A 14,768-nucleotide genomic window follows, 5' to 3' on the forward strand; every position below is an offset into this window, starting at 1 on the left:
TGAAATCATTTAATTGGAGCTATTAACGCAGCAATTCCATACTGATTCTGTGTGGGGCGTTCACCGCCTCGTGAAGGAGCCCGATCATGGTCGACAAAGTTGCCCGCCTGCATTTCCAGCCTGCCAGCCCGGCCGGCGCGTTGCGCGCGCTCAGTGGCTGGCTCATCGCCCTCACCGGCCTTGCCCTGATCGTCGCGCAGTTCGTGCGCAGCATCGAAGGGTTCGAACTCCCGGTGTCCGGTGCCGTCTCCGGTGGCGCGATGGCCGCAGCCGCCACTGCGCTCGGCGCCGCACCGCTGCTGGTGGTGCGGCGCATCGGCGCCAGCGTGCAGGGCATGCTGCTTGGCTTCGGGGCTGGTGTGATGCTTGCGGCCAGTATCTTCTCGTTGCTGCTGCCTGCCTTCGAGGCTGCCCAGGCGCAAACCGGGTCGGCGCTCAGCGCCATCACCCTGGTCGCGTTCGGCGTGCTGCTCGGCGCTGGCGGGCTGCTGGCGATGGACCGCGCCCTGCCCCACACCCATGCCCCCGAAGGCCGCCGCAGCGCCGGCGCGGTGTGGCTGTTCGTGTTCGCGATCGCGGTGCACAACGTCCCCGAGGGCTTGGCCATCGGCGTGGCCGCAGGCCTCAATGGCAGTGGAGTCGGTTCGGGCGACGCAGTGGCCGCAGGGATCTCGTTGCAGAACGTCCCCGAAGGTCTGATCGTGGCAATCGCCCTGGTCTCGGCCGGCTACAGCCGCTGGCTGGCTTTCGGCGTCGCCGCGATGTCCGGGCTGATCGAGCCGATTGCTGCCATCGCCGGCTCGATGATGGTGTCGGTGTCGGCGATGATCCTGCCTTGGGGGCTGGCAGGCGCAGCAGGTGCGATGCTGTTCGTGGTCAGCCACGAGATCATCCCGGAGTCGCACCGCCGTGGCCATGAGACACTCGCCACGGCCGGGCTGATGGTGGGCTTCGTGCTGATGATGGTGATGGACACGCTGCTCGGCTGAGCACGGGCACGAAAAAACGAAGGGCGCCGCAATGGGCGCCCTTCGTCGTTCAGGAATGAGGGTGGCGAGCCTGACCCCCGGCACTTGCAGGAAACGGCTGTGGCTGCTGCCTTCCGGCCCTGACCAGGTTCACCGCGCTGCAATGCGGGGAGACCCGCCACGACCGGCATTGTAGCAGCACAACGCCGCGCCGGGCGACCTCCGATGCGCGGCAGCGAGACTCTCCCCGGCTGAACAGCTCGCGGCTCGCGCCGCTCCTACAGCACCTCGCCTCGCGCTTACCCCGGTGGGAGCGGCGCGAGCCGCGAGGGTCTGAAGGCGGCACGCGCCGCGGGGGGCGCTAGGGGAAGCTCGCCACAGGCATCGTCAGCCCTTGAGCTCGGGGAAGTCCTCTTCGAAGAACTCCAGCTCGCCGCGAGCCGCCTCGCCACGCGCCTCTTCGGCCTTGCGCAACTCCACACGGCGGATCTTGCCCGAGATGGTCTTGGGCAGGTCGGCGAAGGACAGGCGGCGGATGCGCTTGTACGGGGCCAGGCGTTCGCGGGTGAAGGCGAAGATGTCCTTGGCGAGCTCCTTGCTGGGCTCCTGGCCGGCGACCAGGATCACGAAGGCCTTGGGCACAGCCAGGCGCACCGGATCCGGGCTCGGCACCACTGCGGCTTCGGCCACCGCCGGGTGCTCGATGAGCACGCTCTCGAGTTCAAAGGGGCTGATGCGGTAATCAGAGGCCTTGAACACATCGTCTGCGCGACCGACGTAGGTGATGTAGCCTTCCTCGTCGATGCTGGCAACGTCGCCGGTGCGGTAGTGGCCGTCTCGCATGACCTCGGCGGTCTTGGCCGGATCACCCGAGTAGCCGACCATCAGGCCGACCGGACGATGCTCGCCCATCACCAGCGAGACCTCGCCCTCGACCGAAGGCTTGCTGTCGGCGTCGAGCAGGGCAATCCTGTAGCCGGGCAGCGGGCGGCCCATGGAGCCAGGCTTGAGCGGCTGGTCGGGCGTGTTGCCGATCTGCGCGGTGGTCTCGGTCTGGCCGAAGCCGTCGCGGATGGTGATGCCCCAGGCCTTCTTCACCTGCTCGATCACTTCGGGGTTGAGCGGCTCGCCGGCGCCGATGAGTTCGCGCAGCTTGGTCTTCACCGCGGCCAGATCCTGCTGGATCAGCATGCGCCATACGGTCGGGGGCGCACACATGGTGGTGACTTCGTACTTCACCAGCACGTCGAGCAGGGCCTTGGCGTTGAAGCGGTTGTAGTTGTACAGGAACACGCAGGCACCAGCGTTCCAGGGCGCGAAGAAGCAGCTCCAGGCGTGCTTGGCCCAGCCCGGCGAGGAGATGTTCATGTGACGGTCGTTGGGCTTCAGGCCGATCCAGTACATCGTCGACAGGTGGCCGACCGGGTAGGACTGGTGGGTATGCAGCACCAGCTTGGGCTTGGAGGTGGTACCCGAGGTGAAGTAAAGCAGCAGCGGGTCGTCGACGCGGGTCACGCCGTCCGGGGTGAACTGGTCGGATTCGGCCGCGGCCTCTTCGAAGGCCTTCCAGCCAGCGGGCGCGCCGCCCACTGCGATGCGGCCAAAGGCGCCAGGGAGATTCTCGAACTTGTCGGTGTGCGCCTTGCCGATCACCACATGCTTGACCTGGCCGCGCTCGACGCGGTCCACCAGGTCATCCGGGGTCAGCAGCGTGGTCGCCGGGATCACCACTGCCCCGAGCTTGATCGCGGCGAGCATGGTTTCCCACAGCGGCACTTCGTTGCCGAGCATGATGAGGATGCGCTCGCCGCGCTTGACGCCCTGCTTGCGCAGCCAGTTGGCGACGCGGTTCGAGCGCGCCGACATCTCGGCAAACGACAGCCTGGCCTCGCTGCCGTCCTCTTCGATGATCCACAGTGCCGGGCTGTCGTTACCCTTGGCCATGGTGTCGAAGTAGTCCAGCGCCCAGTTGAACTCCTTGAGTTGCGGCCACTTGAAGCCGGCATAGGCGGTGGCGTAGTCGCTGCGATGCTGCAGCAGGAAGTCGCGTGCAGCCAGGAACTCGGTAACAGCGCTCATGTGCTCTCCTCTCCAGGACGTCATTGAAATCGATATTGCGTGACCGGGGCGGCGTCACCCCCTGCGCCAGGGGCATCCACTGTCGTCACGCCGGCCTCCAGGGCCGGAATTTTACGTTGACGTTAACGTAATGCAACGACCGAGATCAAATCGCGCCCGGATTTCTGCCCTCCACCGCAAGCGGCCGTATCCACGGCACGCGCACGAGAGCCGAGTTATCTTCGGCTGCCGCAGCAGAGTCGCTATACTCGCATGGTTTGCCCACTCGAGCGGAGCGCCCATGTCCGTCACACCTGGCCCCCATCGCGCACCTCATCCAGGCCTGGAGGCGCGCTATGGCAGCACAGCATGCCCTGCCGCCGACGCGCTGAACCCATTCATCGAGCAGCTCCTGTCGCATCGGTCGGTGCGCGCCTATCTGCCCGACCCGGTCAGCGAGGCGGAACTTGCCGCCATCATCGCCGCGGCGCAATCGGCCGCGAGTTCGTCCAACCTCAACCTGTGGTCGGTGGTGGCGGTGCGTGACGCCGACACCCGCGCGCAGCTGGCGCACTGTGCCGGCGACCAGGTTCATGTCCGCGAGGCCCCACTGCAACTGGTGTGGCTGGCGGACCTCGCCCGCCTGAGACACGTTGCCGCCCAGCTCGGACGCCCCTCGGCAGGACTCGACTACACCGAGCTGTTCCTGACCGCGGTGATCGACGCCGCGCTGGCCGCGCAAAACGCGGCGGCTGCTGCCGAGTCGCTCGGTCTGGGCACCGTCTATATCGGCGGCATGCGCAACCAGCCCGAGCAGGTTGCAACGCTGCTCGGGCTACCGAGCGAAGCGTTCGCAGTGTTCGGCATGTGCGTCGGCAGGCCCGACCCCACCAAGCCTGCAGCGGTCAAGCCCCGCCCCGCGCAGTCGGTGGTGCTGCATCACGAACGCTATTGCCAGGACCCGCTGGACGCCGGGGTCGAAGCCTACAACCAGGCGATGGCGCGGTTCTACGAAGCACAACAGATGAAGGTGCATGGCACCTGGGACGTCCATTCCGCCAAGCGCATCGCCGGACCAGAGAGCCTCTCCGGGCGCGACCGCCTGGTCGAGGCCCTGCACGCACTCGGCTTCAAGCTCAAGTAATCCCCCGCCCGCATTCGCCGGAGACCGCCATGCGCAGCCGCAACACTTCCCTGACCACCGACCAGAAGGCCCTCGCAGTCAACCTCGACAAGTACAAGTACGGCTCGATCGTCGAGATCGGCGCCGGCCAGGAGGTGGCGCGCCGCTTCTTCCAGGTCGGCGCGGCTGCGGGCACCATCGCCAAGACCATGTCGGCCTACGACATGGCGGTGAGCGACGACATCTACGGCCATGTCGACCGCTACGTGAGCCGCGCTCGCCTGCTGCAGATGCTGGACAAGGAGTTCACCCAGGTCGTCGCCCGCCTCGCCCACGTGCGCGCCAAGAACACCACCTTCTTCGCTTATGCGGCCACCGTCACCGCGCGCAGCTTCAAGCAGAAGAACGAATGCCACGGCTGGGTCGGCATCCGCCTTCAGCTGCACCCGGGCGCCGAGCCGAGCGACGTGATCATGCACGTGCGCATGCTCGACAACGACAACGCGCTGCAGTCGGAAGCGCTCGGCATCCTTGGCGTCAATCTCATCCACGGCGCCTTCTTCCACCACCAGAATCCAGAGTGGATCGTCGAGGGTCTGGCCGACGGGCTCGGCTCCGAGCGCATCGAGGTCGACCTCATCCACTTCTCCGGCCCCTACTTCGAGGAGGTCGAGAACCGCCTGATGAACCTGCACCTGATCCGCAGCTGGCTCACGCGGGCGGTGGTGTTCAACCCGCAGGGCGAGGTGGTGGTGCCGGGCGAGCTCTTCTACCGCAAGCCCGTGATGGTGATGCGCGGCAGCTTCAAGCCGGTGACCTACGTCAACGTGGACATGATGAGCGCCGGCCTGCGCCAGTTCAGCCAGCTCGCCGCGGTGGACGAGAACGAGATCCTGTCGCTGGCGGAAGTGACGATGAACTCGCTGATCAGCGGCGACAACGTTGACGGTGCCGACTTCCTCGCCCGTATCGACCTGCTCGCCTCGCAGGGCTACACGGTGATGATCTCCGACTACGTGCGCTTCTTCCGCCTGCGCGCCTACCTGCGACGCTACACGCAGAAGCCGATCGGCATCGTGCTGTCGGTGCGCGACTTCCAGTTCCTGTTCGATGAGAAGTACTACGAAGGTCTCGAGGGCGGCATCCTGGAGGCCTTCGGCAAGCTCTTCCCTGACAACACCCACGTGTACGTTTACCCCTCGCGTCCGCGCGGCACCGACGCCTCGGCCATGGTCACGCTCGACAACGTGCAGGTGCCGGCCAACCTGCACCACCTGCTCGCCCACCTCAAGGACAACGACAAGCTAGTGGCGGTGCAGCCGCAGGACGACAGCCATCTGCACATCGACGTCGCCGAGGTACTCGCCGGCCTGCGCCGCGGCCGCGGCGAGTGGGAGGCCGACGTACCCGAGGGCGTTGCAAAACGCATCATCGAATCGCGACTGCTGGGCTACGACACCGAATAGCCCGGCGGCCGCGCGCACGCCAACCGCGCTGCGCGCTTGCGGAACTTTCGCGACAACGGCATGCTCTTTATTGCGCCGCAACATCAACACCGCGCCCCAACGGGCTAACTCGCGAGCAAGCGCATGAGCCTCAATCACCCCGTCCAACTGCAGATCGACCGCCCCCACGCCCTCGAAGCCGATGCCGTCCTCGACCAGCTCGGCGCCAGAGGCAAGGGCCTGAGCAACGCGGAGGCGGCCCGCCGCCTCGCCGAGGTCGGTCCCAACCGCCTGCCCCAGCCACCCAAGGACGGGCTGCTCAAGCGCTTCTTCAAGCACTTCCACGACATCCTCATCTACATCCTGATCGCCGCAGCCGGCATCACCGCGCTGCTCGGGCACTGGATCGACACCGGCGTCATCCTCGGCGTGGTGGTCATCAACGCCATCATCGGCTTCATCCAGGAAGGCAAGGCCGAGGAAGCCCTCGAAGGCATCCGCAAGATGCTGTCGGTGCATGCCCACGCGCGGCGTGACGACCAATGGTCCGAGGTCGAGGCCGACGGCCTGGTGCCGGGCGACATCGTGCGCCTGCGCTCGGGCGACCGCGTACCCGCCGACCTGCGCCTGATCGAGGCCACCAATCTGCGTATCGAGGAGTCCGCCCTCACCGGCGAGTCCGTGCCAGCAGACAAGAATACCGCGCCGGTGGCCGCCGATGCCGGCGTCGGCGACCGTTTCGGCATGGCTTACTCAGGCACCCTGGTGGCCGCCGGACGCGGTATCGGCGTGGTCACCGCCACCGGCCCCAACACCGAACTCGGCCGCATCAACCGCATGATTGCCGAAGTGCAGACCCTGCAGACGCCACTCACCCGGCAGATGGCGCAGTTCAGCAAGGTCCTGTCCGTGGTCATCGTCGCCCTTGCGTTGCTGATGCTGGTGATCGGGGTCAGCCTGCACGACTTCCCGCTGGCCGAGGTCTTCCTGGCCGCGATCGGCTTCGCGGTGGCGGCCATTCCCGAGGGCCTGCCCGCCATCCTCACCATCACGCTCGCCCTCGGCGTGCAGCGCATGGCACAGCGCAACGCCATCACGCGCAAACTCACCGCGGTCGAGACCCTGGGCTCGGTCACCGTGATCTGCTCGGACAAGACCGGCACGCTGACCAAGAACGAGATGACCGCCCGCCACGTCGTCACCCGCGGCGGCTTCTACGACGTCAGCGGCACCGGCTACCGCCCCGAGGGCGAGATCACCCTCGAGGGCCGCGCCGCCAGTATCGACAGCCACGGTCACCTGCACGCCGTGATCGAGGTCGTCGCAGTGGCCAACGACACCCACGTCGCCGAGGAAGACGGCCAGTGGCGGGTTACCGGCGAACCGACCGAAGGCGCGCTGCGCACGCTTTCGCACAAGGCCGGCTTCGACGCCGACACCCACGAGCGCCACGCCAGCATCCCCTTCGAGTCGGCCAACAAGTTCATGGCCACGCTCAACACCACCCCCGCTGGCCAGCGCCGAATCCTGCTCAAGGGCGCACCCGACCGCCTGCTCGAGCGCTGCCACCACGAACTGGGCGCCAGCGGAGAGCTCGAACCGCTCGACCGCAGCTTCTGGGAGGCACAGATCGATGCGCTCAGCGCCGAAGGCCTGCGCGTGCTGGCCGCTGCCGCGCGCGACATTCCCGACAGCAAGCTCGCGCTGGAGATCGAGGACCTGGAGGAGGACATGGTCTTCCTCGGCCTCATCGGCATCATCGACCCGCCGCGCCCGGAGGCGATCACCGCCATCAAGTCCTGCCACGAGGCCGGCATCCGCGTAAAGATGATCACCGGCGACCATGCCGGCACCGCACGCGCGATCGGCATCGAAATGGGCCTGGGCACGGCCGACAGCCTCAAGGTGATCACCGGCGCCGAGATCGAGGCTGCCAGCGACGAAGCGCTCAAGGCCATCGCCCATGACTGCGACATCTTTGCCCGCACCAGCCCGGAGCACAAGCTGCGCCTGGTCAAGGCCCTGCAGGCGCGCGGCGAGGTGGTGGCGATGACCGGCGACGGCGTCAACGACGCGCCCGCACTCAAGCGTGCCGACGTCGGCGTGGCGATGGGCATCAAGGGCACCGAGGCCACCAAGGAGGCCGCCGAGATCGTGCTCGCCGACGACAACTTCTCCACCATCGAGCGCGCAGTCGAGGAAGGCCGCACCATCTACGACAACCTGCGCAAGGCCATCCTCTTCATCCTGCCCACCAACGGCGCCCAGGGCCTGGTCATGCTCGCCGCGGTGGTGCTTGGCCTCACGCTGCCGCTCACTCCGGTGCAGATCCTGTGGGTGAACATGGTGGTGGCGGTCACCCTGGCGCTCGCGCTCGCCTTCGAGCCGGCCGAGCCCGGCGTCATGCAGCGCCCGCCGCGCAAGCCGGGAGCACCGATCATGGGCCGGGTGATGCTGTGGCGGGTGGCGATCGTGTCGATTCTGATCGGCGGCGCCACCATCGCCATGTTCGAGGTCGAGCTGATGCTCGACATGGAGCTCGGCGTGGCGCGCACCATGGCGGTCAACACCCTGGTCATCGCGCAGGCCTTCTACCTCTTCAACAGCCGTTTCCTGGTCGCCTCGAGCCTGCGCGCCGAGTTGCTATTCACCAACCGCGCCGCGCTCATCGCGGTGGGCGTGCTGGTGCTGCTGCAACTGGGCTTCGTGTACCTGCCGTTCATGAACACCTGGTTCGGCACCGCGCCGCTCGAACTGCGCCACTGGCTGGTGCCGCTGGGCATCGGTCTGGTGGTGTTCCTGCTCATCGAGGCGGAGAAGGCCTGGGTCAGGCGGCTCAACGCCCAGGGTTAAGCCGCCTTCGGAGGGCGAACCGGCCTGCGTAGTGCCTCTTCCGAAAACGCGATGACCCACGACCAGTCCCTGATCCTGCTCATCCTCGCCGCCACCGTTGGCATGTTCCTGTGGGGGCGCTGGCGCCACGACATGGTCGCGGCGGGTGCCCTGCTCGCCTGCGTACTCGCCGGGCTGGTCGCACCCGCCGAGGCCTTCTCCGGCTTCGGCCACCCGGCGGTGGTCACCGTGGCCTGCGTGCTGGTGCTCAGCCGGGGGCTGCAGAGTTCGGGCGCAGTCGATGTGCTCGCCGCCCGCGTGCTGCCCGCCAAGGCGGGCATGGCCGCGAGCCTGGCCGCGCTCGTCGGCCTAGGGGCGCTGCTTTCGGGCTTCATGAACAACGTGGGGGCGATGGCCCTGCTGATGCCGGTGGCGATGCAACTCGCCGGGCGCCTGTCGCTGCCGCCCGGGCGGGTGCTGATGCCGCTGGCCTTCGGCACCATTCTCGGCGGCATGACCACGATGATCGGCACCCCGCCCAACCTGATCGTGTCCGGCTTCCGTGCCCAGCAGGGCACGGGCGGCTTCGCCATGTTCGACTTCACCCCGATCGGCCTGGCCGTCGCCCTCGGCGGCATCCTGTTCATCGTGCTGCTCGGCTGGCGCCTCGTGCCCGCGCGCGAGAAGGCGAGCACCGAAGGCTTCGAGACCGGCGCCTACGTCACCGAGGTGCGCGTGCTGCCCGACAGCAAGGCGGCGGGCCTGCTCCTGCGCGAGATCGAGCGCACGCTGGACGGGGCCGACGCGCAGGTCATCGGCCTGGTGCGCAACGAGGTTCGCATGAACGCCCCCCAGTCCGGGCGCAAGGTGCTCGCGGGCGACATCCTCGTCATCGAGGCCGAGGCGGACGCCCTGCCCGAGGTCCTGTCCACGCTGGGGCTGAAACTGGAGGAGGCCGGCTCGTCGAGCGCGGAGGACGAGACCGGGCAGGAGGACAAGGGCGAAAAGAACCACGGTCAGGACAAAGGCGGCGAGAAGGCCGGACACAAGGCCGGGAGCGAGGGCGAGGACGCCGAAGCCGAAGCGGACAGATCACCCCAGGACGACGAGATCACCCTGATGGAGCTCGTCGTCCGCCCCGAGGCCGGCCTCATCGGCCGCTCGGCCAAGGACCTGCTGCTGCGCACCCGCTACGGCCTCAACCTGCTTGCCGTGTCGCGCGAGGGCGCGCGCTCCAAGGCCCGGCTGAGGACCCTGAAGATCCAGGCTGGCGACCTGCTGCTGATGCAGGGCCCGCTTGAAGCCTTGAGCGAGTTCGCCGCCGACTCGGGCTGCGTGCCACTGGCGCGGCGCGATTTGCGCATCCCCGACCGCGGCAAGGCCTGGGTCGCCGGGCTCGTCATGGCCTTCGCGGTCGGCGGCGCCGCCCTCGGCCTGTTGCCGGCGGCAATCTCCTTCGCGCTCGGCGTGCTTGCCTCGATGGCCCTGCGCACCGTGCCGCTGCGCGCGGTGTACGAAAGCATCGACTGGTCGGTGATCGTGCTCCTGGGCGCGCTGATCCCGGTCGCGGGGGCGATGGAGTCGACCGGCAGCGCCAACCTCATCGCGCGCGCCTTGCTCGAGGGTGTGGCGCGCGGCGACGCGATCGTCGGCCTCACTCTCGTGATGGTGGTCACCATGTTCCTGTCCGACCTCATGAACAACGCCGCGACCGCGGCGGTGATGTGCCCGATTGCGATCGGCACCGCAGCCGCGCTGGGGGTAAGCGCCGACCCTTTCCTGATGGCAGTCGCGATCGGCGCCTCTTGCGCCTTCCTAACCCCCATAGGGCACCAGAACAACACGCTGATCCTTGGCCCAGGCGGCTTTCGCTTCGGGGACTACTGGCGCCTCGGGCTACCCCTCGAGCTTCTCGTCGTGGCGATCGCCATCCCCCTGCTCATGCTCTTCTGGCCACTGCACGGCTGACCCTCGGCAGCCGGACACAGGTCACGGCTACATGGTGGTAGAAACTCAACCGGTCCGATCGAGTTTGTGAAAAGAGTCCAGGCCAATTCGTGAACCTCAGGTGCAGTGTCATCCATCGTTCCTGAGGGAGGGGAGGAGGTCGGGTCCGGCGACCTTTGCATGCCGGCCCACGCGCTAGTAGAGTCCAAGCGCGCCCACCCTTGCAGAGCACATCATGCCGATCACCCGCAAGCGCGCCGTGTTTGCGGCGGTCTTCGTCGCCCACACGCTCGGCGTCTTGTCCTCCATCGACGCACTGATGTCCACCCGTACCGCACCCGGCGCTGTGGCCTGGATCGTGTCGCTGAGCACCTTCCCTTACGTCACCGTGCCGGCCTACTGGGTTTTCGGGCGGAACCGTTTCAACGGCTACGTGATCGGCCGTCGCGAGGACGACAGCCTGCTCTACCGTGAGCTCGCGCAGAAGATGTCACACGTGGGACAGTACGCAATCACGCCGCCCGACGCCCAGCAGCAACTGCAGGCCATGGAGCGTCTGGCCAAGCTGCCACTGCTCGGCGGCAACGAAGCCGAGTTGCTGATCGACGGAGAGGCCGCGTTCGCCAGCATGTTCGCCGGCATCGATGCAGCCGAGCGTTATCTGCTGGTGCAGTTCTACATCGTGCGCGACGACGCCCTCGGCCGCGAACTCAAGCGCTGCCTCGAAGCCCGAGCGCGTGCGGGAGTGAAGGTGCATTTCCTGTATGACGAGATCGGCAGCTACCGGCTGCCGCGGCGCTATGTGCAGGAGTTGCGGGCCGCGGGTGTCGAGGTGCGCCCCTTCCACTCCACCCAGGGCTCAGGCAATCGCTTTCAGCTCAACTTCCGCAACCACCTCAAGATCATCGTCGCCGACGGCCGCGTGGGCTGGGTAGGCGGCTTCAACGTCGGTGACGAGTACTTGGGTCGCGACCGCCGCATCGGTCCCTGGCGCGACACCCACATGAAGCTCATCGGCCCGGCCGTGTTCAGCCTGCAGCTGTCCTTCCTCGAGGACTGGCACTGGGCGAGCGGCGAAATCCTGGACTTCGACTGGCAACCAGCCACGGCGGCAAACGGTGGCATGCCGGTCCTGATGCTGCCGAGCGGCCCCGCCGACCGCTTCGAGACCGCCAGCCTGATGGTGCAGCATGCGCTCGCATCGGCGCGCCACCGCGCCTGGATCGCCAGCCCCTACTTCGTACCTGACGAATCGGTGCTCAACGCGCTCAAGCTCGCCGCGCTGCGCGGGGTGGACGTTCGCATCCTCATCCCTGAGCGTCCGGATAACATCCTCACCTGGCTCGCGGCCTACGCTTTCGTCGGGCCGCTGCTCGAGGCCGGCGTGCACATCCATCGCTACCAGGCGGGCTTCCTGCATGGCAAGACCATGCTCATCGACGACGGCGCCGCGGCAGTGGGCACGGTCAACCTCGACAACCGCTCCTTCCGCCTCAACTTCGAGATCACCGCCTGGGTGCTGGACGAGGGCTTCGGCCGCGACGTGGCGGCCATGTTCGAGGCGGACTTCGCGCGCTCGCGCGAGATGACGCTGGCCGAGGTGCTCGACCAGCCGTGGTGGTTCCGCGCCGCCTCGCGCGCTGCCCATCTCACCGCACCGGTGCTGTGAGCATGCGCCTGATCTCAGGCACACAGGACCCACAAGACGTGCCGCAGCCCAACTTCGCCTGCAAGGCATCGAGATCGGCGCCGGCGCCGATGGCGGCGGCGATCTCGTTCTCGGACACGTTCAGGCAGTTGCACACGATCCGGCCCCGTCCCGCCGCCGCCGCGGGCGGCACCGACAGCGGCGCCAGCAGCCAGCGCCGCAGCTCGGCGGTGGACTGCGCCTCCACCATCAGTTCGCGCAGCCAGGCGCCCGCCACCGTGTCTCCAGCCAGGCGCACGCCGACCAGGCATTCGTTCTCGATCCGCGCGCGCTTGCTGATGCCCCGCCGCCGATCCTCGAAGCTCAGCACGCAGTCGTCGTCCAACCCGAGCAGGGCATCGAGCTCAGCCAGCCAGGCCGGCGGGATCGGCTGGTCATGCGCGACCCGCATCACGACTGCAGCGGTATCGCGACCGGCAAGCGCGAGCGAGGCATAGGCGAAACGTTCGAGCCACGGCACCAGGGACTCGGCTTGCTCGATGGCTGCGCATTCGTCACGCTCGACACGCATCAACAGCATCTGCCAGGGCAGCTCGGCGCGCTCGATGGCAATCGCGCTGTGCTTGAGCTCGGGTTGTCTGGAGAATGGGTCCACGTCGCCACCAACCAGTACGTTGATCCCGCCCGAGTCGAGTACGTTGCGCCCCCAGTGCATGGCCACGAAGGCCTGGCCGCGCCCGACCTCCTCCGACGCATGCGCACGCAGCACCAGTTCGCCGCGCCGGCTCGACACCCGCAGCAGTTCCCCACTGTGCACGCCATACGCCTGCAGGTCGGCGGGGTTGAGATCGATGCGGGCCTCGTCCACATGGCTGTACAGGCGTGCGACCTTGCCCGTGCGGCTCATGCCGTGCCACTGATCGCGCAGGCGGCCGGTGGTGAGGTGCAGCGGATAGCGGGCATCGACCTGCTCCGCCGTGCTCGCCTGCACAGGCACCACGAAACGTGCACGGCCGCTCGCGGTCGGGAAATGCCCGTCGGCATACAGACGCCCCCTGCCCACCTCCCCTGCCGCGCGCATCGCGGCCGTGAGCGGCCATTGCTGCGGCCCCGCGCTGTCGAGCAGGGCATAGTCGAGGCCGGTGATGTCGAGATCACGTCCGGCGGTGCTCGCCACGTGCTCGGCAAAGATCGCCTCCACGCCGTCATAGGCGAACATGTGCGCCGCGTGCGGCTTGCCGATCAACGGTCCGAGCGCACGTGCGAAGTCGCAAACGATGCGCCAGTCGGGCCGCGCCTCGGCGGGCGGCGGCAGCGCACGGCGCACATGGCTTACACGGCGTTCGGAATTGGTCACCGTACCCTCCTTCTCGCCCCAGGTCGCCGCCGGCAGCATGAGATCGGCAAAGGCTGCGGTCTCGGTGCTGCGAAACGCCTCCTGCAGCACGACGAAGTCGCAGCACTGCAAGGCCTCGCGCACCCGCTCGAGTTCGGGCATCGACTGCGCCGGATTTGTGCAGGCGATCCACAGCGCCTTGATGCGGCCCTCGCGCACGGCCTGGAACAGCTCCACCGCGGTCAACCCCGGCGTGGCGGGCACGCTGTCGACGCCCCACAGGCGGGCGACCTCCTCGCGATGGGCCGGGTTGGCCAGGTCGCGATGGGCGGACAGCAGGTTGGCCAGCCCGCCCACCTCGCGCCCGCCCATCGCGTTGGGCTGGCCGGTGAGCGAGAACGGTCCGCAGCCCGGCTTGCCGATCTTGCCGGTGGCGAGCGACAGCGCGATCAGCGCCGCGCCGTTGTGGGTACCGTGGGTGGACTGGTTGAGGCCCTGGCACCACAGCGACAGCGCCGCCGGCGACTGCCCCCACCAGCGCGCAGCGGTGACGATGTCGGCCTCGGCGACGCCGCACGCGCCGGCCGCCACAGCCGGCGTGATCGTGTCCACATGCGTGCGCAGCGCATCGAAGCCCTCGGTATGGGCGGCGATGAAAGCGGCGTCGACCAGGCCCTCGCGCAGCAGCACATGCAGCATTGCGTTGTACAGCCAGATGTCGGTGCCAGGCAGGATGGCGAGGTGAAGGTCGGCACTGGCGGCGGTGTCGGTGCGGCGCGGATCGACCACGATCAGCTTCATGTGCGGGCGCGCCTTCCTCGCATCCTCGATGCGACGGAAGGCGACCGGATGGGCGTAGGCCGGATTGGCGCCGGCGATCAGGATGCAGTCGGCGTGGTCGAAGTCCTCGTAGGCGCAGGGCGGGGCATCCGCGCCCAGGGTCTGCTTGTAGGCAGCGACCGCACTCGACATGCACAGCCGCGAGTTGGTATCGACGTTGTTGCTGCCGATCAGGCCCTTCATCGCCTTGTTGAAGACGTAGTAGTCCTCGGTCAGCAACTGGCCGGAGATGTAGAAGGCCACTGCGTCCGGGCCATGGGTGTTGATGACCTCGGCGAAACGGTTCGCCGCGGTGGCGATGGCCTCATCCCAGCCCACGCGCTGGCGTGGCTCGCCGCGCGTGCGCCGCAGCTCCGGGTACAGCAGCCGTGTCTGCGGCCGTGCAGTGAGGTGCAGGGTCGAACCCTTGGTGCACAGGCGGCCGAAGTTGGCCGGATGCGCGGGGTCCCCGCGCACACCGGTGATGCGTTCGCCGTCGTGCTCGATCAGCACACCGCAGCCGACGCCACAATAGGGACAGGTCGCGCGGGTCTGCATCGGAGATGGGGATGGCGACGGGGCTGTGGTGTTC

The 14,768-nt window shown here is 67.8% G+C and carries 8 protein-coding genes and 1 other RNA gene; 6 read left to right on the plus strand and 3 right to left on the minus strand.

The window, feature by feature from the left end:
- Positions 1–86: 86 nt before the first annotated feature.
- On the plus strand, positions 87–989 hold the full coding sequence (locus P7F68_RS00990) for a ZIP family metal transporter (RefSeq protein ID WP_277829924.1): 903 nt from the start codon (positions 87–89) through the stop codon (positions 987–989).
- 60 nt (positions 990–1,049) lie between these two features.
- On the opposite strand, the gene ffs is transcribed toward P7F68_RS00990, so the two are convergent.
- An RNA gene (gene ffs / locus P7F68_RS00995) (signal recognition particle sRNA small type) lies at positions 1,050–1,148 on the minus strand.
- A 207-nt stretch (positions 1,149–1,355) separates the two neighbouring features.
- Positions 1,356–3,047 carry an AMP-binding protein gene (locus tag P7F68_RS01000; protein ID WP_002943002.1) on the minus strand — a complete coding sequence of 564 codons (1,692 nt, stop codon included), beginning with the start codon at positions 3,045–3,047 and terminating at the stop codon, positions 1,356–1,358.
- A 280-nt stretch (positions 3,048–3,327) separates the two neighbouring features.
- Here P7F68_RS01000 and P7F68_RS01005 point away from each other — a divergent pair, with 280 nt between their 5' ends.
- The 5 genes from P7F68_RS01005 (at position 3,328) to cls (ending at position 12,042) form a co-directional block, all read left to right on the plus strand.
- On the plus strand, positions 3,328–4,170 hold the full coding sequence (locus P7F68_RS01005; protein ID WP_277829928.1) for a nitroreductase family protein: 843 nt from the start codon (positions 3,328–3,330) through the stop codon (positions 4,168–4,170).
- Between the two features lie 29 nt (positions 4,171–4,199).
- The gene (locus P7F68_RS01010; RefSeq protein ID WP_277829930.1) at positions 4,200–5,615 is read left to right on the plus strand and encodes a TonB-dependent receptor; all 1,416 of its coding nucleotides are present in this window, start codon (positions 4,200–4,202) and stop codon (positions 5,613–5,615) included.
- 123 nt (positions 5,616–5,738) lie between these two features.
- The gene (locus P7F68_RS01015; protein WP_277829931.1) at positions 5,739–8,447 is read left to right on the plus strand and encodes a cation-translocating P-type ATPase; all 2,709 of its coding nucleotides are present in this window, start codon (positions 5,739–5,741) and stop codon (positions 8,445–8,447) included.
- A 51-nt stretch (positions 8,448–8,498) separates the two neighbouring features.
- On the plus strand, positions 8,499–10,394 hold the full coding sequence (locus P7F68_RS01020; RefSeq protein ID WP_277829932.1) for an SLC13 family permease: 1,896 nt from the start codon (positions 8,499–8,501) through the stop codon (positions 10,392–10,394).
- A 214-nt stretch (positions 10,395–10,608) separates the two neighbouring features.
- The gene (gene cls / locus P7F68_RS01025) at positions 10,609–12,042 is read left to right on the plus strand and encodes a cardiolipin synthase (RefSeq protein ID WP_277829933.1); all 1,434 of its coding nucleotides are present in this window, start codon (positions 10,609–10,611) and stop codon (positions 12,040–12,042) included.
- Here cls and P7F68_RS01030 read toward each other — a convergent pair.
- Positions 12,023–14,734 carry a nitrate reductase gene (locus P7F68_RS01030; RefSeq protein ID WP_277829934.1) on the minus strand — a complete coding sequence of 904 codons (2,712 nt, stop codon included), beginning with the start codon at positions 14,732–14,734 and terminating at the stop codon, positions 12,023–12,025. The two genes, cls and P7F68_RS01030, sit on opposite strands and share 20 nt — an antisense overlap.
- Between the last annotated feature and the right edge of the window lie 34 nt (positions 14,735–14,768).

Origin of the sequence: Thauera mechernichensis, assembly GCF_029588855.1 — a bacterium.
In the GTDB taxonomy this organism is placed as follows: domain Bacteria; phylum Pseudomonadota; class Gammaproteobacteria; order Burkholderiales; family Rhodocyclaceae; genus Thauera; species Thauera mechernichensis.

Excerpts from the sequence above, each read along its gene's own strand:
- P7F68_RS01000 (WP_002943002.1), bottom strand. The coding sequence starts at position 3,047 with ATGAGCGCTGTTACCGAGTTCCTGGCTGCACGCGACTTCCTGCTGCAG.
- P7F68_RS01030 (WP_277829934.1), bottom strand. The coding sequence starts at position 14,734 with ATGCAGACCCGCGCGACCTGTCCCTATTGTGGCGTCGGCTGCGGTGTG.
- cls (WP_277829933.1), top strand. The coding sequence starts at position 10,609 with ATGCCGATCACCCGCAAGCGCGCCGTGTTTGCGGCGGTCTTCGTCGCC.
- P7F68_RS01015 (WP_277829931.1), top strand. The coding sequence starts at position 5,739 with ATGAGCCTCAATCACCCCGTCCAACTGCAGATCGACCGCCCCCACGCC.
- P7F68_RS00990 (WP_277829924.1), top strand. The coding sequence starts at position 87 with ATGGTCGACAAAGTTGCCCGCCTGCATTTCCAGCCTGCCAGCCCGGCC.
- P7F68_RS01005 (WP_277829928.1), top strand. The coding sequence starts at position 3,328 with ATGTCCGTCACACCTGGCCCCCATCGCGCACCTCATCCAGGCCTGGAG.
- P7F68_RS01020 (WP_277829932.1), top strand. The coding sequence starts at position 8,499 with ATGACCCACGACCAGTCCCTGATCCTGCTCATCCTCGCCGCCACCGTT.
- P7F68_RS01010 (WP_277829930.1), top strand. The coding sequence starts at position 4,200 with ATGCGCAGCCGCAACACTTCCCTGACCACCGACCAGAAGGCCCTCGCA.